A 23,911-nucleotide genomic window follows, 5' to 3' on the forward strand; every position below is an offset into this window, starting at 1 on the left:
CGGCGGGCGTCATCAGATCATCATTGCCCGAGCTGTTGCAGCACGGCGGACCACAACGCCAGCGGCTCTCTGAGGGCTCCCGGCTCGGACGGCTTCTGGCGAACGGCCGTGTGCACCATGACGAGCTTCGAGGCTGGATCGACCAGGATGACCTGACCGCGGATGCCGAGCAGCGCAAATCTGCGCTGCTCGCCGGGGAGGAGCCACACCTGATAGCCGTAGCCGAAATAGGGTGTGGCCACGCGGGGAGCGAGATGGCCATCGCTTGGTCTGACGGTCGTGGCATCCAGCAGCCACTGCCGGGGGATCAATTGACGGCCCTCCCAGGCGCCGTCGTGTGCGAGCAGCCGGCCCAGGCGCGCATAGTCGCGCAAGGTTGCGTTGAAGCAGCAAAAGGCAATCTCCTGCCCGCTGCCGTCTATCGCCCATGAGGCATCCGCTTCGGTGCCGATGGCGTCCCAGATCCGGTCATGGAGATAGTCGGCAACCGGGGTCCCCGTTGCGGCGCGCAGGACCAGACCCAGGATCTCGGTTTCGACGCTCGCATAGTGCCATCGGGTCCCCGGCGGTGCGGTTCTTGTATTGAACTGCGCGACGACGGCGGCGGGATCTTTTGCCTCTCCACCGAACAAGGCTCGTCCAAGCCGGGCGATGTCATCGTTCCCGTCATAGACTTCCGAAAACTCGACGCCCGACGACATGTTCAACAGGGCGCGGATGGATGTGTTGCCGTATTCAGTTCCTGCAAGGCCGGGGACGTAGGTCGAGACGAGGTCGTCGATCGACTTGATCCGTCCCTCCGAGACCGCGATCCCGACCAGCATGGCCACCAGCGTCTTGGCCATGGACTGCGAGAGAAAGCGGTCGTGGTCGGTCCGCGAATATTGATAGTGCTCGTAGAGGATGGTGTCGTCCCTGGCGATCAGGAGTCCGGTCACCGGGTTGCGTTTGAGGTAATCCGCGATGCTCAGCCGTTCCGTGCCGAAACTGTAGGCGATCGATGGCTCCGGCGCGCGTTTGAACTGCCAGGGCGCCGTCGCGCGAGCGATCGGGCGCGAGGGATAGATCTCGTCGAAATGGCTGTAGACTCCGACGAGCTTGTCGAGCGGGGTGGCGGTCCCCCGCGTGCCGAGCGGATAGCCGGCAGCCGCGCCGTAGAGCTCGGCATCGGGCCCGCTCTCCGAAAAGACCGGCCCCGGCTCGCGGGGAGAGCTTCGGACGTCCTGCGCGCGTGCCAAGGGCGCCCAGAGCGCGGAGGCGAGAAGGATGGCCAAGAAAAGCCCGCGGCAACTGCGCGGCCTGCAGAGCGCTCCCCAGTGCATTGGACTTGCCTCCTCGCACGTTCTGGCGTGTGCGTGCATTGATGAGAGGCATGCTATCACCAAGGGTGGGCAGTGTCAGCATGTGCCACATAGCCTCGAATATCAATGCACGTCCTGCCGTCGGCTCTTTGGGTAACCCGCCCGTGGTCATAGTCAAACCTGATCGACGCGAATGACAGGAAGCGACCATGCAGAGCGCGACGCTTACAGCTTTCGTTGCCGCGCGTTCCAGTGCCTTTCAAGATTGACGATCAGCTGATCGCTAAGATGCAGGAAAGCCTGCTCGAAGGTGTAGGTCGTCAGATACTTGCGTAATGCTTCTAGCGGCTCGGTTTGCTGCCGGATGGCCTTCCGATTTGCACCAGGGCTCACCATTCCCGATCCAATGGCGCGCTCGATGCAGCGTGAGACAGCCAAATCCATCTCCTCGGACGGCACGACTTCGTTAGCGAGCAGTCGGCCCTCGGGCGTGTCGGCGTAGAACATACGATCGAACAAAATCGCCTCCCGCGCCAACCGTTCACCGACAAAGCGCGGCAGCCGCAGGTTCGCGGCGCCGGGCAAGAAACCTTCCTTGCGCGCGGGCAGATTGAAGTAGGAGCCCGCCTCAGCGATCACGTAGTCGACGACGAGCAGGAGCTGGCAGCCGCCGCCGATTGCGAATTTGTCGACGGCGGCAATCCACAATTTCTCCCAGGTGCGCTCAGGCTCCTCAATCGGCGCATCAAGGCGATCGGGTTCATTCTCGATCAACACGCCGCGGTAGAGCTTGTTGTGCAGCCCCATGCTTCGCAACAGGAAAGACAGATAGCTCTGTTTGCCCTGGTAGATCCGCGTCAAGTTGATCCCCGATGAAAACACGCGTTGGCCTTGGTACTTCGGATGATCGACTGGGCTGCCACGCAGCACTCCGATCTTGACTTCCGGATGCAGCAACGCCAGGTCCGTCGCGATCTCCAGCGGACCAACCACCGTGTCATCCTCGGAATTGAGGTATCGTTCGTTGTGAATGGTCACATGGCCCGCTTCGCCTTGCACCTTTACACGTGCGGTGCCCAAATCGACGTAGCCAGTGGCGACAAATTCGGGCAGAAGCGCCAGCGATTCAGCCCGGGGGCGCAACATCGAACGCATCAAGTGATGCCCTGTCTGGACATTGGCCATGATTTGGCTGACGAACAGACCCTGATGAATCTCGAGGCCATCCTTGTCAGCCTGCATGCGATCGCTCTCGGCAGCCAACTCGGCCTGAGTAGGTAAAATATCCGGCCAGCGTGCCGCAGCTTCCCAAAGGAGCGCATCCACGCGAAGGGATCGCGTGCCCTCGCGCGTGAGGTCGCCGTACGCCGACACGGCGTGACATCGGAAAAATCGCCACGCAGCGTCGGCAGTCAGATGGACAATGGCTTCGCCGGCTTTCTTTTGCGCCGGCGTCCGCTGCGATCGCAGCGGCAGTCGCGCGAGCAACGAACGGCCAGCCAGTATCGCAGCACGCAAATCTGCCTCTGCGACGGTTGCGACTGCGCGGTCGCGAATTGCCAGAAATGAGTCAGTCTCGGCGCTCGGCAGCGCGGCGGTGAGCACCGGTGAATGCTGTTCACGAGGCATTGAAAGCATTGGACACCCCGAAGCAAGGCGGAGGTGGAGCAAAGGACACGTTACAGAAATGAGATATCGGCAGCAAAGTGCCAAATGCTATTGACGAGCAGTTGGCGTGTCTTGCAAGTGTAACATACCGACATACCGCGTCCATGAGCTGGCGACCGCTTTCTCATCCAAAGCACACGCCGGCCGATGGCGCGGCCCGGTTTTGGATTTCGCCAGGTAGAGGGGCAACCGCGGTCTCACGAAACAGTCGTATCGACCCGGGCACGCACGTTCTGAAGCTGGCCGCGCAGACAGGCGTTTTCGCGTTCGAGCGCCTGATTCCAGGCCAGCAGTCCGAAGCGCTTGGTATCCACCCGGGACCAGAAGGCTCCGGGCGCACGCCGCCAGAGCGGAAGCGTTGCGATCGCGACCGCGCATTGGCCGCCCATGTCCATGACCTCGCCGAGCTCGACGAGGCCGAATGGAATCGGGGATTCAACCGAGCCGGCAAAATCCGCAGGGTTGCTGCGCGCGGCTTCCAGAGCCGTCTCGAAACCGATCCGGAAGAACGAACGTGCGCCCGTCTCGTCGTCGAATGTCAGGGCAATGCGAGCCGCATGAAAGGCCGCTGCAATGGTCTTGGTGGTCAGGATCGGGGAGAAAGAGCGCCAGTCCAGCTCGGCCGCGAGCGCGAACCATTTGAGGGCGTCATCCAGCGCACCCGACAGCTCGCACAGGCAGCCCGCCAGAAACGCCAGCGAGATGCGCCAGCGCTGCACATGGGGGTTCGTCGTGTGCCGGGTGCTCTGGCAATAGCTCTCGATCCGCCGGATCAGTTCGCCGGTCTGCTGCGTCCGGCGGCGTTCGAGAATGCGATAGCCTGCAACGCAAAGGGCCGCGCCCCGGTCCGCCGAGTCCGGACGGGCATTGTCGGCAACCCAGCCGGCGAGCCGGCCGAGGACCGCCGCGTCGTCGAGGCGCTCACCGACCTGGACCAGTGTCCGGTACAGCCATGGATTGTCGTAGCATCCGCCGAAATCGAGCGCCGCCGCTCCGCTCGCGGACAGCGCGTCGGCGAACGCGGGGTGGCGGAATGAGTCGCGCAGCTCTTCGGCCCTGGCGAAGGGATTGGCGGAGGCAACAACCAGGATCCATTCTCCCTCGACATCGCTGTCGAGGGGCACGCGGGCCAGCCGGCGGGCGGCTTGCGGCCATTTGAAACCGCCCGGCGCCGTCTGCGTGTAGCGCGCTTCGATCACGAAATCCTCGACCAGCCCCTCGCGCAATTTTGCCCAATCGAAGACGTGGTGGTGATACGGATTGGGATCGCTTCCGGTCTCGTCCGCCCATCGGTCCGGAACGCTGGCGACCAGACGCCCGTCCGGCTTCAGCACCCGTGCGAACTCCTTCGCCACGGCTGTCCAGTTCTCGACATGCTCGATCGTCTCCATCGAGACGATGAGATCGACCGATGCATCGGCAAGGTGCTGGAGGCGCGAGGCATCTGCTGTCTCGAAGCGCAGGCTTTGGCCGCCGTAATTCGCATGCGCATAGGCCACGGCCGCGGCATCGACATCGACGCCGATGATTTGCGATGCCTGGCTTGTCGCGGCGATCACCGCGGAGCCGTATCCAAGGCCGCACGCGCAATCGAGCACGGTGTCGCCGGGACGGACGAGCGAAGCGGCCAGCGCATAGCGAACGACATGCGCATCGGCACGCGATCCGCTTTCGCGCAGCATGTCCATATGGAGATTGCGTTCGTCCAGCAAGGTCTTCACCGGCCATCGCGAGGCGGCCTCCGCCGGGATGCGCTGGTAGACGGCATGGCGCGGCAGCACATCATCCTGCATGCGCTCGTAGTCGGAGGCGGCGAGCGAGGCCGGATGGCGCCGCCATCCCCGCGCGAACAGCCGGTTCTCGAGCGGCGCACGAAGGCCGGCGATGCCGGGACCAATGAGAAACAGGCTTTGCAGCTGATCCTGCGCCGTGAGCGTATCGATCAGGAAAAGCGTCTCTTTCCCGGCGATTTCGACAACGGCGATGGGCTTGGATGGAACGCGCGCATCGCTGCCGCGCGCAATCCAGCGCGGATGCTCGAATGTCCCCTGACCGACGGCGTGGGCATCGCATCCCGTGAGGAGCAGCTCATGCAGCAGATTCGGATCGCGGGCATTCCATTGCACGATCCGGCACGGACCAAAGATGCGCGTGATCGCGGCAGCCGTTTCAATCGACATCCGACCTGACCGAACGAGAACGGGACAGATTGCTCCCTGGATTGAACGTCCTCGCGCGCGAAATCAGGCGAAATTAGCCGCTGCGCTTCTTGGCATCATGGAGCGATTGCTCGCTGCGCGATCCTGATCCCGTGGCTGATGCGGTCGCTCGGGTGCAGCACGACGCGGTCGCCTGCGGCTAGTCCCGCGACAACTTCGGCGGTGCGACTGTTGCGGTGGCCGATCTGGACCGGAACTGTCCTGGCGCGGTCGTTCTCGTCGACAAAGACGGCCCACTGACCGCCTTGCCGGAACAAGGCGCTGACCGGCACGGTGAGCGCGTCGGGAGCGCTCCAGGTGGTGACGTGGACGATGACGCGATAGTCGTGTCCGAGCGTCACCCACTTCTCAGGCGGGTCGGTGAAATCGATGGTCACGCGGACGCGCTGCTCCTCGATGCCGAGCGCGGAGACTTTCAGGAAGCCGGCCGGGTCGACCCGGACCACCTTTCCCGCGATGGGCTGACCGCCCCAGCCGTCGATCCGCACCGGCGCGCCGACCTTGATCTGGACCGCGTCGGTCGAGAGCAGGTCGGCCACGACCTCGAGATCGAGCGGGTTGCCGATATCGACCAGCGGCGTCCCGGGCAGAACCGTCGTCTCGCTGTCCTGGATGATCTTCAGCACCCGTCCGCTTGCCGGCGCCAGCACCCGGACGCAGCAGGTCGGCTCCGCCGACGGGACGGCGCTCGCGGGGTTCATCAGCCGCGCCACCAGGCTGGTCCGCACCGCGCGGCGCATTTCGACCTGGGCCTTGGCACTCTTCAAGGCGGCCTCATTGGTGGCCACCTCGAATTTCGCCTTGTCGTGGGCCTGGGCCGAGGTGGATTGCGTCCGCAGCAGCGTCTGCGCCCGCTGGAACTCGGTCCGCGAAAAGTCGAGCGCGGCTTCGATCCGCTGCACTTCCGCCTCCTGCTGCTGGATGGCGGCGTCTGCGGCCAAAACCTCGGCCTGCAGCTGGTCGTGCGAGCGCGCATCGATGAAGCCGGGCAGCGCCGGCTGCATCAGCGCGACGGTCTGGCTGGCGGCAACCTCGTCGCCGACGTGGAGCGAGGGCCCCTGCTCGCCGAGCGGATGCGAAATCCTCAGCACCTTCCCTGCGATCGGCGCCGAGACGGTGTAGACGTGGCGCACGCGAGTCTTGCCGTCGTCGTCCGCCGTGACCTCGATGGGTCCTTTCGCGACGGTCGCGAGATCGACCAGAACCGGCCGCGGCCAGGCGAACCAGACCAGCCCTGCCACGATCGCGCCCAGAAGCGCGGCGCCGATGATACGTTTGGTCCAGTTCGCGGGCATGGCTAATCTCGCGTCTTGAGGACCGCGACGAGGTCCAGTTTGTCGATGCGTTCACGGATGACAGCGGCGGAGGCGATGGCGGCCAGCACCACGACGGACGTGGCGACGACATAGGTCGAGTGCTCGACGACGAGGCGGACGCGCATCAATTCGCCGGCGAGGTTCGTCTTCATCACCCAGGCGAGGCCGTAGCCCATCAGCCAGCCGGGCGGCTGGGCGACCAGCGTGAGGATGGCGAGCTCCAACAGCAGGATGCGCAGCACCTCGCCGCGCGTGAAGCCGAGCACGCGCAGGCTGGCGAGCTCCCGCGCCCGTTCGGACAGCGAGATGCGGGCGTTGTTGTAGACGACGCCGAACGCGATCACGGCGGCAAGGCCGGTGTAGATGCTCGCCATCGTGGTGACGAGCAGCGCGACGGTCTTGCGGAAATTCGCCAGCGAGACGCGCTGCAGCGCCACGCCGCCGACCGTCGGCATGGACTTCACCGCCATGTAGAAGTCCTCCGTCCGGTTCTCGTCGAGGCTGAGATTGACGCTGGTCACGACGGGCGCCTCGCGCATCAGCTTGCGCAGCGCCTCGATCTCCATCATGCCTTTGATGCCGAAATAGTCCTCGACGGTCGCGACGACCGGCACCGTGACGGTTCGCCGGGCGCCCTCCAGCAGATCGACCTCGACGCTATCGCCGGGCCCGACGCCGAGGATATGCGCGAGCATGCCGGAGATGGCGAGGCCCGTCTCCGGGAGCACGACCGGGCGAAGCTCGACGTCGATGATGCGCCGAAGGTCGGCGTCGGCGGGCCGGCCGCTGATGACGATGCGACGTTCGACATTGCCGTGGCGAATCCGGACCGGCACCTCGCGGAACGGCTCGGCGACGAGAACGCCCGGAAGACGGTTCACCTGCTCCACGACATTTCCGATCCGCTTCTCGGCAAAGCCGATGGTTGCATCCTGCCGGTCGGCGAGAAAGTAGGTCACGTCGGTCAGGTGCTCCATGCTGTCGCGCGTGAACAGCGAGACCACAAGGATCGCAGTCGCCAGCGCCATGCCGAGCGCGGTGAAGAAGGCTCGCACCGGATGCCGCGCGATGTTGCGGATCATCATCAGCGTCGGCTGCGACACGATCCGGTCGAGCTGGATGCGCGCCGGAAGCAGTCGCCGATAGACCGGCGGGGCCGGCGGCTGCATGGCCACGGCGGGCGGCAGCTTCACCACCTCGCGCAGCGCCCGGAACGCGCCGATCGCCGCAGCCGCCGCGCTGAGCGCGCCTGCGGTGAGGTACAGGTCCGGTGCCTTCGCGAACACCAGGAACGGAAAGTGGAAGAAGTCGCCGAACAGCGCGGTGACGCGCAGCCCGAGCCAGGTGCCGGCGACGCCGCCCAGCACGATGCCGATCACGACGATGAAGGCGACGAACTTGAAATAGTGCAGCACGATGCCGCCGTCGGAATAGCCCAGCGCCTTCAGCAGGCCGATCTGCTCGCGCTCGAGCGCAACCAGCCGAGTCAAGGTGAGATTGACAAGGAAGGCTGCGACCAGGAGGAAGATCGGCGGCAGCGTGCGGCTCATATTGTTGAGCATGTCGAGCTCATGGTCGAGCCAGGCGTGCGAAGTCTGGTCCTTGCGGCCATGGGCCGCCTGCCCGCCAAACGGGTCGAGCAGGGCATCGAGCCGCAGGATCACCTCGCGCTCGGAGGCGCCGGGTTGCAGCTTGACCGCGACCGCAGAGAAGGCGCCGTCGAGATCGTAGACGCCGGCGAGCGCCTTCTCCGACATCCAGACGATGGCGTAGCGGCGATCGTCCGGCATCAGGTCCCCCGGTCCGACGGTGTAGACGAATTCGGGCGACAACGCGGTGCCGACGATGACGAGCTCGCGCTTCCTGCCGTTGAGGATGGCGGAGAACCGCGCGCCCTCGGCGAAGCCGTGCGCCCGGGCGAACGGCTCGTTGACGACGACCTCTTCCGTCCGTCCCGGTTCCGGCAGCCGCCCGGAGCGCATGTAGAGCCGGTTGAGATGCTGCTCGCCGCTGTCCGGCAGCGAAACGAACTGCGCGCTGGCAGGCGCGGAGAAGCCGGGAATGTCCAGCAGCGCCAGCTTGGCGATGCGGGTATCGACGGCGGCGACGCCGGGGATCTCGCCGATCCTGTCGCCGAGCGCCTTCGGTGCCCGCTTCGCCTGCGCGAACACATCGGCGAAGCCGTAGCGCTCGTAATATGCGATCCGCGTCTCCTCCAGCGATCGGTGCGAGCCCACCGCGAGCACCAGCGTCGCAACCCCGCCGCCGACGACCAGCGCAACGGCGAGCACCTGCGCCCAGAGCCGCCTGACGTCGCGAAACAGCTTGATGTCGAGCACCTTCATGTCGTCACCAGGTGAGCTCGGCGGCTTCCCGCCGGGCCTCGTTGGTCCGGATGCGGGAGATGCGGCCGTCGGCGAAGAACAGCACCCGGTCGGCGACCTCCTGGATGCTGGCGTTGTGGGTGATGATGACCGTGGTGGTCCCGAGCTGCCGGTTGACGCCGAGCAGCGCCTCGATGACGCGGATGCCGGTCTTCGAATCCAGCGCCCCGGTCGGCTCGTCGCAGAGCAGCACCGCCGGGCGCTTCGCGATCGCGCGGGCGATGGCGACGCGCTGCTGCTCGCCGCCGGAGAGCTGGGCGGGAAAGTGATGCATCCGCTCCTCGAGCCCCACCAGCGCGAGGGCGTCGGCGGGCCGCATCGGGTTCCTGGCGACCTCGGTGACCAGCGCGACGTTTTCGAAAGCCGTGAGGCTCGGCACCAGATTGTAGAACTGGAAGACGAAGCCGACATGGTCGCGGCGATACTTCGTCAGCTCGCGGTCCTCGAGATCGGTCAGATCCAGATCGCGGAAGAACAGCCGACCGCTGGTCGGCCGGTCGAGACCGCCCATGATGTTGAGCAACGTGGTCTTGCCGCTGCCGGAAGGGCCGAGCAGCACGACCACTTCCTTCTCGGCGATGTCGAGGTCGACGTCGTTGAGGGCATGCACCATCACCTCGCCGGAGACGTAGGTCTTGGTCAGCGCCTTTGCGGTGAAGACGGGCACGCTCATCGACGTCCTTTCAAGCCAGTGCCGTTCGCCGGCATCTCCTCGCGCGAAGGTCAGCCGTGACGATAGCCGCCGGAAGAGTCCTGACCGGGTCGCCGGTTGAGATGGGGAAAGAATGCCGGCACCTGCGCAGCGTACCGCGCATAAGCCTCGCCGAACTCGGTTCGGGCCTCGCGCTCCTCGTCCCTGGCAAGCTTCACGTACATGACGGTCAGCACCGGAAACATCGCCAGCGTCAGAATCGTCGGCCACTGCAACAGGAAGCCGAACATCACCAGCACGAAGCCGACATATTGCGGATGCCGGACGTAGTTGTAGGGGCCGGTGGTGGCCAGGCTGCGGGTCTGCTGCGCCTCGTACAGCACCCTCCAGGCGACCGAGATCAGGATGAAGCCGGCGGCGATGAAGACGTAGCTGAGAACGTGGAAGGGTCCGGCGTGCGGATTGGTCTTCCAGCCGAACATCATCTCGAGCAGGTGGCCGGCGTCGTGGGAGAACCAGTCGACGTTCGGGTAGCGCGACTGCAGCCAGCCCGAAAGGAAATAGATGGTGAGCGGAAAGCCGTACATCTCCACGAACAGCGCCACCAGGAACGCGCTGAAGGCGCCGAAGGAGCGCCAGTCGCGAGAGGTCTGCGGCTTGAAGAAGCTGTAGGCAAACAGGATGAACACCGCCGAGTTGACGATGACGAGGCTCCAGAGACCGTAGGCGGGCGCGGCGTCGTGCATCACGCGCTCCTCGAATCGTTCGGCCGGCTGCCGCCGTGATGATGACCATGTCCGCCATGCATGAAGAAATGCATCAGCGGACAGGCGAGGAGCGGGAGCCAGACCAGGAGCCCGAGCACGTGGGCCCTGTGCTCGGTGAACAGCAGCGCAGCGGCGATGGCCAGAAATCCGATCAGGACGAGGCCCGCCCTGGTCTTGGTGGAGATGCTCCCTTGCGGGCGCTCTCGAAGCCCGGAATGGTCCTGCACCGTCATGAGACGCTCCTGCAGCTATCGAGAGCATAGCGGCGCGGTCGTCATCATAGTTGATTCACGTCAAGGTCCCGGCAGAGTCCTCACTTGCCTTGCATCGGCATGGCGCCCATTCGGCCACCTTGCATCATCGGCATCATGCCCATCTGCGGCGCGAGTAATTCGTCGGCGGTCTTTTTCTGCTCGTCGGAAAGGATGCCGACGAGGTTTGTGAGTGCGGACCTCGTCGCGCGGGTGGTCTCCAGTCGGGCCGACAGCCATTTCTCCTGCGAGGTCAGCCGATCCACCAAGCTCTCGGATCCGGAACCGGCCATCGACCTGCGGAGCTCTCCGAGGGCCTTGGCGTTCGCGCGCAACACGTCGGCGAAGGCATTCCAGGTCGGTACCTGAGCGTCCGTGATCTTGAGTTCGACCCGCAGAAACGCGATCCGCCCTTCGACACGGTCGATCGTTTCCATTCCGCTCATGCAGTCACCGCCGGACTGACGCATCATGTCCATCATCCGCATCATGTCGGGCATCGGCATGTTGCCGCCCGTCATGTTCATCATGTCGCCGCCCATCTTGCCCTGGGATGGGGCGGTGCTGCGCGGCGTGGCCGGATTGGCCGCAGGAGCGTCCTTCTGATCCGGATGATGGCCCTGGTGCTCGGCAGGCGATTGCGCGAGCAAGGGGTTACCGAGGACCGTGAGCAGCAGGGCTGCCGCAAGCGCCGGGCGTCGCATCTTGGTTCTCCTGAGATTCCGCATCTGGATCCATAATGACGACCGCCCTCCGCAAGCGAGTTGACCGAGGTCAAAGAAAACCGCGGTCACGGAGCATCGCGAAAGTTCGTCGCTTGAGGCCGGTCCGCGGAGGCAAGGAGGAGATGCGGCAGTTCGGCAAGGCCGAGACCCGCAGGACGCCTTATGGCCGTGCCGAGTGGACCGCCATTCCTCTGTCTTGATCCTCCCGGCCAAATAGACGACCATCCGCGCCTCTACCGCTCACAACAAGAATGGGCGAGGAAACGCAGCAATGAACGCAGCTTCCGGATTTGGCCTGGTCGAACGTGCCCGCGCGCTCGCGCCGCTGATCGCTGGCGAAGCCGACGAGATCGAACGGACGCGGCGGCTGACGCCGGCCGTGGTCTCCGCCCTGATCGAGAACGGGTTTTATCGCGCGCTGCTGCCGCAGAGCCTCGGCGGCAGCGAGGCCGCGCCGGAGGCCTTCATGCAGATGCTGGAAGAGATTGCCAAGGCGGATGCGTCGACCGCCTGGTGCCTCGGCCAATGCAGCGTCTGCGCGATGATCGCGGCCTGGCTCGATCACGACACCGCGCATGAGATCTTCAACACCGCGCCCGGCGTCCTCGCCTGGGGCGCGATCGCGCATGAGGCGCGCGCGGTCGAGGGCGGCTATCGCGTCACGGCGCGCTGGGATTTTGCTTCGGGCTCGCGGCAGGCGAGCTGGCTGGGAGCGCATGTCCGCATCGTCAATGGTGACGGTGTGCCGCGCAAAAATGCCGACGGCTCGCCGGAGGTGCGCACCATCCTGTTTCCGGTCGCGCGCGCGACGTTGCACGACGTCTGGCAGGCAATCGGGCTCGCCGGCACCGGCACGGACTCATACGAAGTGACGGACCTGTTCATCCCCGAGCGCTTCACGGCGTTCCGCGACGTATCGCCCGCGCTGCGCGAGACGGGGCCGCTCTACAAGATCGGCACCGGCTCGACATTCAGCCTCGGCTTCGCCGCGGTCTCGCTCGGCGTCGCGCGTGCCACGCTGGATGCCGCCATCGCGCTCGCGCGCGCAAAGCATCAGTCGCTGGCGGCCGGCGCCATGCGCGACAACGCGGCGGTCCAGGGACTGATCGGCCGCACCGAGGGCGATTTGCGGGCCGCGCGCGCCTATCTCTATGCCACGGCGAATGCAATGTGGCGCGACCTAGTCGCGACCGGCGAATTCAGCGCGGCGCATCGCAGCGCGGTCCGGCTGGCGGCGACCTGGACCATCCATCAGTCGGCAAAGGTGGTCGACACCGCCTATCACATGGCCGGCGCCACCGCGGTGTTCCGCAGCCAGCCGTTCGAGCGGCGGTTTCGCGACATGCACGCGATCGCGCAGCAGATCCAGGCGCGGGATACGCACTACGAGGATGTGGGAAAGGCGATTTTGGCGGGGGCTGAACGGCAAGCGGCTCACTGAACCTCTCCCCGCAAGAACGGGGCGAGGGAGTGAGAGAGCGGCGCGTCCCTTACGTCAGTATCGGCTCACGCCACCAGCGCGGCGTCCTCGTCCGCGGCGTCGATGCCGCGTTGTGCCTGCAGCAGGCTGATGATCTCGATATTGGGCCGGGCCTTGCTGAACAGAAAACCCTGGCCCTCGTCGCAGCCCTCGGTGCGCAGGCAGCTCAGCTCGGCTTCGGTCTCGACGCCTTCGGCGGTGATGGTGACGCCGAGGCCCTTGCCGAGGCTGACAATGGAGCGGATGATCGCCTGCGCCTCGCGATTGGCCCCGAGATCGCGCACGAAGGACTGGTCGATCTTGATCTTGTCGAAGGGAAAGCTGCGCAAATAGCTGAGGCTGGAATAGCCGGTGCCGAAATCGTCCATCGAGATGCGTACTCCGAGCGTACGCAAGGCATGCAGCGTCGCCAGCACCTGCGCGCTCTTCTCGAGCAGCAGCGTCTCGGTGATCTCGAGCTCGAGCCGCCGCGGCGGCAGGCCGGAATGCTTCAGCGCGTCCGTCACCATCGAGAGCAGATTGCCGCTGCGGAACTGCAGCGGCGACAGGTTGACGGCGACGCGGACGTCGTCCGGCCAGGTCGCGGCATCCAGGCACGCCCGGCGCAGCATCAGGCCGCCGAGCGGATTGATCAAGCCGGTATCTTCCGCGACCGGAATGAACTCGGCCGGCGAGACCATGCCGCGCTCGGCATGGGGCCAGCGCACCAGCGCCTCGAAGCCGGTGATGCGGCCGCTCTGGAGGTCGATCAGCGGCTGATAGTAGGGACGCAGCACGTCGTTCTGGATGGCATCGCGCAGCTCGACCTCGATCTTGCGGCGGCTCTGCGCTTTTGCATCGAGCGCGGCCTCGAAGAAGGCGAAGGTGCCGCGCGCATCCAGCTTGGCGCGCGACAGCGCCATGTCGGCGCTCTTGAGCAGTTTCTCGGAATCATCGCCATCGCCCGGCGCCATCGCGATGCCGATGGAGGCGCCGATCACCACGGAATGGCCGTCGAGCAGATAGGGATCGGCGATGGCCTCGAGCAGGCGTTTTGCGAGTCCCACCGCGTCTTCCGGCCGGGCGAGCCCGCTCTGCACGATCGCGAACTCGTCGGAGTTGAGGCGCGCCAGCGCGTCCTCCTCGCGCAAGGTGGAGCGCAGCCGCTTGGCGACGCCGCGCAGCAGCTTGTCGCCGATGGCATGTCCCAAGGTGTCGTTGACCGCCTTGAAATTGTCCAGCCCCAGCATCAGCACCGCGACCTTTTCGGCGCTGCGGCGCGTATGCAGCAGCATCTCGTCGACCTGCTGGCGCAGCAGGTTGCGGTTCGGCAGCCCGGTGAGCCCGTCATGCTGGGCCATGAAGGCGAGCCGCGCCTCGGCGCGCTTGCGCTCGGTGATGTCCATCAGCGCCAGCAGCACCGCCGGCCGCTCGGCATAGGTCAATTCGCGGGAATAGATCGCAAGGTCGATCAGCGCGCCGTCTGCCTTGACGTGCTTCCAGGTGCGGCCGGCCTGTTCCTCGCCGGTCACATCGATGGTCCAGGGCGGCTCGCTGTCGAAGGCCTGCAGGGCGCGGATCGTCAGCTTCTCGAATTCGCTACGGCTATGGCCATAATGGGCGATCGCGGCATCGTTGACGCCGAGGATGCGTTCGTCGTCGAGCGCGCAGATGATCATGGGAACGGGATTGCCGTCGAACAGCAGGCGGAACGAGGCCTCGCGCTGCTTCAGCTCGGTGATGTCGACGCGCAGACCGACGACACCGCCGTCGTCGGTCAGCCGCTCGTCGATCAGGATGACGCGGCCGTCCGCCAGCTTCTGCTCATGGCGTGCGCCGGGCTGATAGAGCTTTTGCAGCCGCTCGGCGATCCACTCGTCCTCGTGGCCTTCAGCCTCGGGATAGTCGCCGCGCGCGACGCCGACGCGCAGCGTGTCTTCGAGGCGTGCGCCTTCGGCGAAAAGGTCGGCGGTCTTGCTGTAGATCTCGGCGTATTTCTTGTTCCAGAGGACGTAACGCCCCTCGGCATCGAGAAACACGATGCCCTGCGGCAGGATGTCGATGGCCTGGCGCAGCCGCTCATGCGCCTTGCGCGCCTCCGCGATCGCGGCCTCCGCCTCTGCGCGGCTTTGCAGGAGCTCGTCCTGTGCAACGGCCGAATGCGGCGCGCGCGCGAATCGCGGCTTGCGCGGCCGGCTGCCGGCCGTACCAAGCTCGTTGCGCTTTCGCCTTTTTTGTTTTCGAGACCCCAAACTCAACGTCACATGTCCCAGTCGCGCCCTGTGGCCGCAAGTTTTGGGGCAAGTGTCTGAAAAAAAAGTAATCTTCGCCGGCCCGGCCACGGAACTGCAGACCGTTCACTGGCACTTCTGCCTGTTTGCGAGGCGCAAAATGCGCCGGCCGACGCGTCAAACCCATTCCGTCGTCGCAATCAGATGGGCGCGCTGGCGCAAAATTACGCGCGCGCTTGAATCATTTCCGAAATCGCGCCCGATTGCATGCGGGCCGCTGCGTTCCCTCACTCCGCGCACGAATTTTGGTCAACGCAGGATACGGTTATCGCGCCGTTAAAAATGTGGCCGGACGACACAAAAAACTGCGACGCCGTGAGGTTGCACCCGGCTGACAAGCCTAATTCTTAACCCTGACGCGGCGTTGGGTTATAACGACTCAGCATGAGTCCCCGCCGCCTCGCCCCTCTCCTGCTTTTGACGACACTCCTGGCCGCCGGCGGCGCGCTGGCCCAGGACAAGGGCAGCGTCAATCCGAAGCCGCTGCCGCCGCTCGCCAATCCCAACGATCCGCATCTCGGCGCCAAAGAGCTTTTCGCGCGAAAACTGCTGCCCTCGAAAGGGCCGGCTCATGTCATCGGCTCTTACACCAAGGGCTGCATCGGCGGCGCCGCGCAGATGCCGCTCAACGGCGACAATTGGCAGGTGATGCGGCTGTCGCGCAACCGCAACTTTGGCCATCCCGACATGATCGCGTTGATCAAGCGCCTTGCGGCCAAGGCGCACAAGGACGCGGGCTGGCCGGGCATCCTGGTCGGCGACATCGCCCAGCCGCGCGGCGGACCGGCGCTGTCAGGCCACGCCAGCCACCAGATCGGCCTCGATGCCGACATCTGGCTGACGCCGATGCCGGACCGCCGCCTCTCGCGCGAGGAGCGCGAGGAGATGTCGGCGGTGATGATGGTGCGGCAGGACCGGCTCGACATCGATCCGAAGGTGTTCACACAAGGCCATGTGCTGGTTCTGCGCGACGCCGCGCAGGAGCCGGCGGTGCAACGCATCTTCGTCAATGCCGCGATCAAGAAGGCGCTGTGCCGCGAGGCCAAGGGCGACCGCTCATGGCTGTCGAAGATCCGCCCCTGGTGGGGCCACGACTATCACTTCCACATCCGCATGCGCTGCCCGGCGGGCGCCGGCGATTGCGAGGGCCAGCCGTCGCAATCCGAGGACGAAGGCTGCAAGGACGCCGATCTCGCCTACTGGTTCTCGGATGCCGTGCTGCATCCCAAGCCGCCGCCGGAGCCGCCGAAGCCCAAGCCGCCGATGACGCTGGCGCAGATGCCGGCGGCCTGCAAGGCGGTACTGCATGCGGGCGATGCGAAGCCGTAGGGTGCCGCTGCCACCAAACATTCGGCCGTCGTCCTGGCGAAAGCCAGGACCCATTACCCCAGGGAGGAGTCGTGGCGCGAGCTGACAACCCCGAGTCTTCGCCAAACTTCTCCCTGGGGTAATGGGTCCTGGATCGGCGCTCCGCTTCGCTGCGCTTGTCCAGGACGACGAACTCGTTGGTTGGTTCGTGCCATCCAAATGCGCTAGGATCGCTTGGCCGCCGTGCCGTAAGCCCGCGGCATCCCGGGATGCGCATCCCGTCTTTCAACAAGCCTGACCGCACGCCTCGCGCCGTTTGCGTGGCCAACGATGGGATCTGACATGCGCGTCCTCTCCTTCCTCGCTGCGCTCCTGCTTAGCGCGACCTCTGCCCTCGCCGCCGAGGAGCCGAGCGGCTGTGACAAGTTCAAATGGCCGATCGAGCGCGAGCGCGCCGCGCTGACTGCACCGGATCGTACAAGGCTCGCCTCGGGGAGCGAGCAGGCGGCGGTGCCCGGGTCGGCCATCACGCTGGGGCTGGTCGCCCCGAGCGAAGCGAAATTGCCGACGCCGCCGGAGCGGGCGCCGAAGGACGGCAGCTTTGCCGGCTTCACCAGCATCAAGGCGCCGAAGGCCGGGCTGTACACGATCAGCCTGTCGGCCGGGGCCTGGGTCGACGTGGTCCAGGACGGCCATTTCCTCAAGCCCGTGGCCTTCAGCGGTGCGACCGATTGCGACGGCATCCGCAAGACCATGAAATACGAGCTGTCGGCGCAGCCGCTTGTCCTCCAGGTCAGCGGGGCCAAGGACAATGCGCTCTCGATCGCCATCCTGGCGGCCCAGTAGCCCCTCCATTGGTCAAACGGTCGCCTTTGACCTGAAGCCCCGGCCTGCTATGTTTGCACTGCGATATCCCTGCCGGCCGTAAGCCGTCGCAAGGGACCGTGGAACAGCGCTTCCGCCGTCGCATACCTGACCCAACCAACGCCAGATTTGCGCGTGTTGCCTGCGCGCGCAAGCTCGCACGGAGCGCTATCCATGTTTCGTATCACCGGACTTTTCACCGCTTTCGTCATCCTCGCGGGCGCGAGCCTCTCGCCCGCCGTGGCGGAGGACAAAACCATCACCGTGTTCGCCGCGGCCTCGATGAAGAACGCGCTGGACGAGATCGACGCCGCCTACACCGCCAAGACCGGCATCAAGTTCAGTGTCAGCTATGCCGCAAGCTCCGTGCTGGCCAAGCAGATCGAGCAGGGCGCGCCGGCCGACGTGTTCGTCTCCGCCGACACCGACTGGATGGACTACGCGGTCTCCAAGAAGACCATCAACGAGCCGACTCGCGTCAACCTGCTCGGCAACAGCATCGTGCTGATCGCGCCGAGGGATTCCAAGATCGACAACGTCGCGATCGCGCAGGGCTTCGACCTCGCCAAGCTCGCCGGCGACGGCAAGATCGCGACCGGCGACGTCAAGTCCGTGCCGGTCGGCAAGTACGCGAAGGCCGCGCTTACGAGCCTCGGGGCCTGGCAGGCCGCCGAGCCGAAATTTGCCATGGCCGAGAGCGTGCGCGCCGCGCTGACGCTGGTCGCCCGCGGCGAGGCCGTGCTCGGCATCGTCTATTCCACCGACGCCAAGGTCGAGCCCGGCGTGAAGATCGTCGGCACCTTCCCGGCGGATTCGCATCCCGCGATCATCTATCCGGTCGCCGCGACCACAAGCGCGAAGAGCGAAACGAATGACTATCTCGCCTTCCTGCGCTCGACCGCGGCCAAGACCATTCTGGAAAAATACGGATTCAAGTTCCTGATCAGTCCGACCACCTGATTTTTGCGACCTGATATTAAGACTTGATGCTCGAGATCTCTCCTGCCGAATGGACGGCGATCCTGCTCTCGCTCAGGGTCGCCGTCGTTGCTACGCTGGTCGCGACGCCGTTCGGCGTCGCGCTGGCGTGGCTGCTCGCGCGCAAGGATTTCTGGGGCAAGTCGGTGTTAGATGCCGTCGTGCATCTGCCGCTGGTGCTGCCGCCTGTCGTCACCGGCTATCTGCTGCTGCTCACCTTCGGCCGCCGCGGCCTCGTCGGCGGCTTTCTCGCGGACAATCTCGGCATCGTCTTCGCGTTCCGCTGGACCGGTGCGGCGCTCGCCTGCGGCGTGATGGCGTTTCCGCTGCTGGTGCGCCCGATGCGGCTGTCGATCGAGGCGATCGATCGCCGGCTCGAGCAGGCCGCCGAAACACTGGGCGCGGCGCCGTGGAAAGTGTTCTTCACGGTGACGCTGCCGCTGGCGCTGCCGGGCGTGCTCGCCGGCATGGTGCTGGGCTTTGCCAAGGCGATCGGCGAGTTCGGCGCCACCATCACCTTCGTCTCCAACATTCCGGGCGAAACCCAGACGATCTCCTCCGCGATCTATTCGCTGATCCAGACGCCCGACGGCGATGCCGCGGCGGGCCGGCTCGTGATCGTCTCGATCGTGCTCGCGATCGGCGCACTGATCGCGGCCGAATGGTTCGCCCGCCGCGCCACGCAGCGCCTGCACGGGAATTGACCATGCTGCGGGTCGACGTCGAAAAGCAGCTCGGCGAGTTCTCGCTTCACGCGTCCTTCACCGGCGAGGGCCGCGTCATCGGCCTGTTCGGCGCCTCGGGCGCCGGCAAGAGCTCGCTGGTCAACATGATCGCCGGCCTGTTGCGGCCCGACCGCGGCACCATCGTGATCGACGGCGAGACCGTCGACGACACCGCGGCCGGCATTCACGTGCCCACTTGGCGCCGCCGCATCGGCTATGTGTTCCAGGATGCGCGGCTGTTTCCGCATCTGAGCGTCGCGCAGAACCTCGACTACGGACGGCGGATGAACGGACTTGCGCCCGACCCGGCGCAACACAAGCGCATCATCGACCTGCTCGATATCGGCGCCTTGCTGGACCGTCGTCCCGGAAAGCTCTCCGGCGGCGAGCGCCAGCGCGTCGCGCTCGGCCGCGCGCTGCTGTCAAAGCCGCGCCTCCTGCTGCTCGACGAGCCACTCGGCGCGCTCGACGAGGCCCGCAAGCTCGAGATCCTGCCCTATCTGGTGCGGCTGCGCGACGAGGCCAATGTGCCGATGGTCTATGTCAGCCACGACGCCGCCGAACTGCGCCAGCTCGCGACACAAATCGTGATGCTGAAGCAGGGCCGCGTGACGTCGTTCGGCGGGGTGAAGGTGCTGACGTGAGGTCGTGATGCCGACCCACCCTCCGCCGTCGTCCTGGCGAAAGCCAGGACCCATTGCCACCGTCAGTGGTTTGGCGAAGACTCGCGGTTACCATTCCCGGCAACACTTCTCCCTGGGGTAATGGGTCCTGGCTTTCGCCAGGACGACGTTGGAGAGAGATCTCGCGTTTCAGCACTTCCGTCGCTTCGGCCTTACCAGCCGCGGTCGACGTTGCGGACCTCGCCGGTGCGGGCATCGACATCGACTTCCATCCAGCGCCCGGCGCGATCGCGGCCTTCGATCTGCCATTCATCGCCGAGGAACTGAGTGTGAGAAACCGTCATGACGCCGATGTCGGCCGCGACATCGAGCGCGACTTGCATCGAGATCTGGTCGCCGGTGTCATAGGCCATCGCCGGCGCGCCCGATCCGAGACCGATCGCGACGATGGCAGGCAGGATGAAACTTCGCATGGAACTGCTCCTGTCAAAGACGTTGACTGTCACGCGAAGAACGAGCAGCGCCGCGGAGCGTTCCGGAACCAGGAGTCACGAAGCCGCGCAAATCTTCGGCGGTTGCGGCGATTTGGTGGCGGTTATCTGGCAATGTCATCGTGGCGAACGCGACGAGGCGATTATATCCTCGCGACGACTTTCGCAGGGTGGGCAAGGGCGCGCTCTTCGCGCGCGGTGCATCGTTTCTGTTGGTGGGCACGGCGCAAGGGCGCCTTTGCCCACCCTACGGCAGCGTCAGACCCCCGCCACCGACGTCCACAAATCCGCGAGCTTCTTCCGCAGCGCCTGCCGGCGTGTCAGCGGCGGCGGTGTCTCGTCCTCTTCCGGCAGGCGCAGGCCGACGACGTTGACGCGGCCGCCGGAGATGCTGCGTGCGACGAGGACGATCTCGTCCAGCGCGAGCTCGGCGCCCTCCTTCGGGGCGCGGTCGAGATGGACGTCGAAATAGTCGGCGAGCGTCAGCTTGCTCTCGTCGTCGCTCACCTTGACGCCGTAGATCCCGGCAAGCTCCGCCAGCGTGTGCTCGCCTGAAACCATGAAGTCGCCGAGCAGATGCGGATCGGGCGCCGTGCTCGGCTGCATGTCGACGAAGAAGCGGTCGAGCGACTCGGCCTTTTCCGGCGGCGCCAGCAGGTAGATGTAGTCGCCGGGCGCGATCGGATCGGCTTCCGTGGGCGTCAGGATGTTCTCGTTGCGGATCACCAGCGTCGGCTTCGACCAGGACGGGATCAGGCCGCGGCGGAAATACAGGCTCTTGGGACGCACCGGATAGCCGACCAGCTGCTGCTCGAGCTGGCCGGGCAGATCGAGCTCGACGCGGCGCGGGCCGCGCTCGGCGCGCGGCAGCGCGACGTGCAGCTTGCGCGCGGCAGGCGCCAGCGTCCAGCCCTGCAGCAACAGAGAGATGATGACGACGACGAAGGCGACGTCGAAATAGAGATAGGCCTTGGACAGGCCGACCAGCATCGGGATCGACGCCAGGAAGATCGCGACCGCACCGCGCAGGCCGGTCCAGGCGATGAAGATCTTTTCGCGCCAGTTGAAACGGAACGGCGCGAGGCACACGAACACCGCGAGTGGGCGCGCCACCAGCATCAGGACGAGCGCGACGGCGACCGCCGGCAGCACGCTGGAGCCGAGCCGGCTCGGCGAAACCAGCAGGCCGAGCAGCACGAACATCACGATCTGCGCCAGCCAGGTCGCCGCATCCAGGAAGGTCACCACCGAATTATGCGCACGCGTCGGCCGGTTGCCGATGATGATGCCGGCGAGATAGACCGCGAGGAAGCCCGAGGCATGCATGATCTGCGAGCCGCCAAAGATGACCAGCGCCGCCGTGGTCACGAACGGCGCATGCAGGCCTTGCGGCAGCGCCACCTGGTTGAGCGCGATGACGACGAGGCGTCCGCCGAAGAAGCCGACGACGGCGCCCAGCACCGCCTCCTGCAAGAACTCCATCAGCACGTGACCCGCCGTGCCCGTTCCCAGCGAGATGTACTCGACCAGCATCAAGGTGAGGAAGATCGCGAAGGGATCGTTGGTGCCGGACTCCGCCTCCAGCGTCGCGCCGACGCGCGGGCGCAGGCGCAGGCCCTGGGTGTGGACCAGCAGGAACACCGCGGCGGCGTCGGTCGAGGCCACGACGGCGCCGACCAGCAGCGATTCCGCCCAGTTGAGATCGAGCGCGTATTTGGCGAACGGCGCGGTGACCACCGCGGTCAGGAGCACGCCGACGGTGGCCAGCACCACGGACGGCGCAAGCACGGTGCTGATGCTGGCAAAGCGCGTCCGCAAGCCGCCGTCGAACAGGATCAGGGCGAGCGCCACCGAGCCGACCAGATAGGTGGTGCGGACGTCGTCGAACTGGAGCTGCCCGGGGCCGGAATCGCCGGCGAGCATGCCGATGACAAGGAAGACGAGCAGCAGGGGCGCGCCGAAGCGCAGCGCAAGCAGGCTCGACAGGATGCCGGCCATGACGAGGACGGCGCCGAGCAATATGGCGAGGCTGACGGAGTCGAGGGAAGCCATGCGGTGCTGCGGGTTTCCGGGTGATCAACGAATTCAGGTCAGGGGGCCACCGGCCGGGCACTCCCTCGCCCCGCTTGCGGGGAGAGGGTGGGGTGAGGGGGAGTCTCCGCGAGGGTGGTAAGAGTTGGACTCGCGGAGAGTCCCCCTCACCCGAAATTCAAGCTGCGCTCGAATTTCGGCCTCTCCCCGCAAGCGGGGAGAGGCGAAGCGCGCCGCCCTCGACGGAATTTCCCATCTCAAAAACATGTGCTTATGCATCCTTATCGTCGGCAGACTCGCGCGCCAACCCATTTTCTTCCGCTCGCGGCAATCTGCCCGTATTTTGCGGCCTTAACGCGCTTCACTTACCGGTGTATCGATGGCCGGGCCGCACCCTTTGTGGGATTCTGCGGCGCCCTCGAATCAATACCTGCCCCGTTTCCCGACGAGACCGATGGACATGGACCTCAAAGACTTCATGGAGTTCGTGCAGACGACCGCACGCAGTGTCGGCGCGGAAATCTCCTCACCCTGGTTCTACCTGCAATTTGGTCTCATTCTCGCGGCAGCCGGCATCGCCTATGCCGCGGAAGCCGGCATTCGCAACCGCGTCGACATGACATCGCTGGCCATGGGCTGGCCGCTGCCGCTCCGGCACTTCTCGCGGGTGATGATGTCGAGCGCCTCGACGGCGGTGTTCACCCTGCTCGTGATCATCTCGCGCGTCGTGATGTACCACGCGACCTGGCCGAGCCGCAGCTATCTCCTGATGGTCGCCGCCAAGATGGGGCTGGCCTGGCTCGTGATCCGGCTGGTGACCTCGGTGCTGCGCAACGCCTTCATCGTCAAGCTGGTGTCGATCACGGCCTGGTTCGTCGCGGCTCTGTCCATCATCGGCCAGCTTGACACCACCGTCGATCTGCTCGACTCCTTCGCGATCGTGCTCGGCGGCCTCAGGCTGACGCCGCTGCTGGTGATCAAGGCCGGCGCGCTGCTGCTGATCGCGCTGTGGGCCACCAACATCGCCAGCAATTTCGCCGAGAGCCGGATCAATTCGACGACCGACCTGACGCCATCGGTGCAGGTGCTGCTGGTCAAGATCATCCGTATCGGGCTTCTTGCGGTCGCAATTGTCATTGCGCTCGGCGCGGTCGGCATCGATCTCTCGGCGCTTGCGGTGTTCTCCGGCGCAGTCGGCGTCGGCATCGGTATCGGCCTGCAGAAGATCGTGGCCAATTTCATCTCGGGGATCATCCTGCTCGCCGACAAATCGGTGAAGCCCGGCGACCTCGTCACCATCGGCGACAACACCGGGCGGATCAGCGCGATGAAGACGCGCTATATTTCAGTCGCCGCCGGCGACGGGCGCGAATTCCTGGTGCCGAACGAGGATCTGGTGACGCAGAAGGTCGTCAACTGGACCTATACCGACAAGAACACGCTGGTGAAGATCGCCTTCGGCACCAATTACGACGCCGACCCGCGCCTGGTCACCAAGCTCGCCGCCGAGACCGCCGCCGCCCATCCGCGCGCCACCAAGGGCAAGGCGCCGAACAGCATTTTGACCGAGTTCACGGAAGCCGGCATGAAATTCTCGCTGACCTTCTGGATCGCGGACCCCGACGGCATGGACAACGTCAAGAGCGACGTGATGCTGGCGCTGTGGGACGCCTTCAAGCGCGAGGGCATCCGGGTTCCCTACCCCGTCCGCGAAATCCGCATCCGCGGCGGCGCCCTGCCGGTGGAAACCACCGTGGAAGTCCCGAATTAAGCCCGCTTTCGGGCGCAAGGACCGGTAAGATTCTTGTTTTGACGCGTTTTCTTCACGCGAACCGGTGGCCACTTCGCTCGAAAACGC

Annotated in this window: 19 protein-coding genes; 7 read left to right on the plus strand and 12 right to left on the minus strand. The window is 65.5% G+C overall.

What is annotated here, in order from left to right:
- Window positions 1-20: 20 nt before the first annotated feature.
- The 9 genes from JQ592_RS18625 to JQ592_RS18670 form a co-directional block, all read right to left on the minus strand.
- The gene (locus JQ592_RS18625; RefSeq protein ID WP_246820510.1) at window positions 21-1,274 is read right to left on the minus strand and encodes a serine hydrolase domain-containing protein; all 1,254 of its coding nucleotides are present in this window, start codon (window positions 1,272-1,274) and stop codon (window positions 21-23) included.
- Window positions 1,275-1,526: 252 nt separating this feature from the next.
- Window positions 1,527-2,939: an enoyl-CoA hydratase/isomerase family protein gene (locus JQ592_RS18630; protein ID WP_211404263.1), complete on the minus strand. Its 1,413-nt coding sequence runs from the start codon at window positions 2,937-2,939 to the stop codon at window positions 1,527-1,529.
- A 227-nt stretch (window positions 2,940-3,166) separates the two neighbouring features.
- Window positions 3,167-5,149: a class I SAM-dependent methyltransferase gene (locus JQ592_RS18635; RefSeq protein ID WP_349630473.1), complete on the minus strand. Its 1,983-nt coding sequence runs from the start codon at window positions 5,147-5,149 to the stop codon at window positions 3,167-3,169.
- Between the two features lie 95 nt (window positions 5,150-5,244).
- Window positions 5,245-6,483, minus strand: a complete 1,239-nt coding sequence (locus JQ592_RS18645) for an efflux RND transporter periplasmic adaptor subunit (protein ID WP_211404266.1) — start codon at window positions 6,481-6,483, stop codon at window positions 5,245-5,247.
- Window positions 6,484-6,485: 2 nt separating this feature from the next.
- A complete protein-coding gene (locus JQ592_RS18650; RefSeq protein ID WP_211404267.1) occupies window positions 6,486-8,849 on the minus strand; it encodes an ABC transporter permease in 2,364 nt (787 codons plus the stop codon).
- A gap of 4 nt (window positions 8,850-8,853) precedes the next feature.
- Window positions 8,854-9,561, minus strand: coding sequence for an ABC transporter ATP-binding protein (locus JQ592_RS18655; RefSeq protein ID WP_211404268.1), 708 nt, complete (start codon window positions 9,559-9,561; stop codon window positions 8,854-8,856).
- A 50-nt stretch (window positions 9,562-9,611) separates the two neighbouring features.
- Window positions 9,612-10,286: a methyltransferase family protein gene (locus JQ592_RS18660; protein WP_211404269.1), complete on the minus strand. Its 675-nt coding sequence runs from the start codon at window positions 10,284-10,286 to the stop codon at window positions 9,612-9,614.
- Window positions 10,286-10,540, minus strand: a complete 255-nt coding sequence (locus JQ592_RS18665) for a DUF2933 domain-containing protein (protein WP_211404270.1) — start codon at window positions 10,538-10,540, stop codon at window positions 10,286-10,288. The genes JQ592_RS18660 and JQ592_RS18665 overlap by 1 nt, the downstream gene beginning before the upstream one ends.
- Before the next feature lie 80 nt (window positions 10,541-10,620).
- Entirely contained in the window at window positions 10,621-11,262 is a 642-nt protein-coding gene (locus JQ592_RS18670; RefSeq protein WP_211404271.1) for a Spy/CpxP family protein refolding chaperone, read from the minus strand.
- 292 nt (window positions 11,263-11,554) lie between these two features.
- Here JQ592_RS18670 and JQ592_RS18675 point away from each other — a divergent pair, with 292 nt between their 5' ends.
- Window positions 11,555-12,724: an acyl-CoA dehydrogenase family protein gene (locus tag JQ592_RS18675; protein ID WP_211404272.1), complete on the plus strand. Its 1,170-nt coding sequence runs from the start codon at window positions 11,555-11,557 to the stop codon at window positions 12,722-12,724.
- A gap of 65 nt (window positions 12,725-12,789) precedes the next feature.
- Here JQ592_RS18675 and JQ592_RS18680 read toward each other — a convergent pair whose 3' ends face one another.
- Window positions 12,790-15,000 carry an EAL domain-containing protein gene (locus tag JQ592_RS18680; protein WP_433996425.1) on the minus strand — a complete coding sequence of 737 codons (2,211 nt, stop codon included), beginning with the start codon at window positions 14,998-15,000 and terminating at the stop codon, window positions 12,790-12,792.
- A gap of 417 nt (window positions 15,001-15,417) precedes the next feature.
- Between JQ592_RS18680 and mepA the strand changes: the two genes are divergently transcribed.
- The 5 genes from mepA (at window position 15,418) to modC (ending at window position 19,552) form a co-directional block, all read left to right on the plus strand.
- Window positions 15,418-16,362 carry a penicillin-insensitive murein endopeptidase gene (gene mepA / locus JQ592_RS18685; RefSeq protein ID WP_211404273.1) on the plus strand — a complete coding sequence of 315 codons (945 nt, stop codon included), beginning with the start codon at window positions 15,418-15,420 and terminating at the stop codon, window positions 16,360-16,362.
- A gap of 321 nt (window positions 16,363-16,683) precedes the next feature.
- The gene (locus JQ592_RS18690; RefSeq protein WP_211404274.1) at window positions 16,684-17,187 is read left to right on the plus strand and encodes a hypothetical protein; all 504 of its coding nucleotides are present in this window, start codon (window positions 16,684-16,686) and stop codon (window positions 17,185-17,187) included.
- Window positions 17,188-17,379: 192 nt separating this feature from the next.
- Window positions 17,380-18,165, plus strand: a complete 786-nt coding sequence (gene modA / locus JQ592_RS18695; protein WP_211404275.1) for a molybdate ABC transporter substrate-binding protein — start codon at window positions 17,380-17,382, stop codon at window positions 18,163-18,165.
- A 26-nt stretch (window positions 18,166-18,191) separates the two neighbouring features.
- Entirely contained in the window at window positions 18,192-18,887 is a 696-nt protein-coding gene (gene modB, locus JQ592_RS18700) for a molybdate ABC transporter permease subunit (protein WP_211404276.1), read from the plus strand.
- A gap of 2 nt (window positions 18,888-18,889) precedes the next feature.
- A complete protein-coding gene (gene modC / locus JQ592_RS18705; protein WP_211404277.1) occupies window positions 18,890-19,552 on the plus strand; it encodes a molybdenum ABC transporter ATP-binding protein in 663 nt (220 codons plus the stop codon).
- 191 nt (window positions 19,553-19,743) lie between these two features.
- Here the strand turns inward: modC and JQ592_RS18710 are convergent, their stop codons facing one another.
- Window positions 19,744-20,004 (minus strand): PepSY domain-containing protein, encoded by a 261-nt coding sequence (locus tag JQ592_RS18710; protein WP_211404278.1) that lies wholly within the window; start codon window positions 20,002-20,004, stop codon window positions 19,744-19,746.
- A 276-nt stretch (window positions 20,005-20,280) separates the two neighbouring features.
- The gene (locus JQ592_RS18715) at window positions 20,281-22,074 is read right to left on the minus strand and encodes a potassium/proton antiporter (protein ID WP_211404279.1); all 1,794 of its coding nucleotides are present in this window, start codon (window positions 22,072-22,074) and stop codon (window positions 20,281-20,283) included.
- Window positions 22,075-22,507: 433 nt separating this feature from the next.
- Here JQ592_RS18715 and JQ592_RS18720 point away from each other — a divergent pair, with 433 nt between their 5' ends.
- Window positions 22,508-23,824 (plus strand): mechanosensitive ion channel family protein, encoded by a 1,317-nt coding sequence (locus JQ592_RS18720; RefSeq protein WP_211404280.1) that lies wholly within the window; start codon window positions 22,508-22,510, stop codon window positions 23,822-23,824.
- The last annotated feature ends 87 nt before the right edge of the window (window positions 23,825-23,911 follow it).

The organism is Bradyrhizobium iriomotense (genome assembly GCF_018129405.1).
In the GTDB taxonomy this organism is placed as follows: Bacteria; Pseudomonadota; Alphaproteobacteria; order Rhizobiales; family Xanthobacteraceae; genus Bradyrhizobium; species Bradyrhizobium iriomotense_B.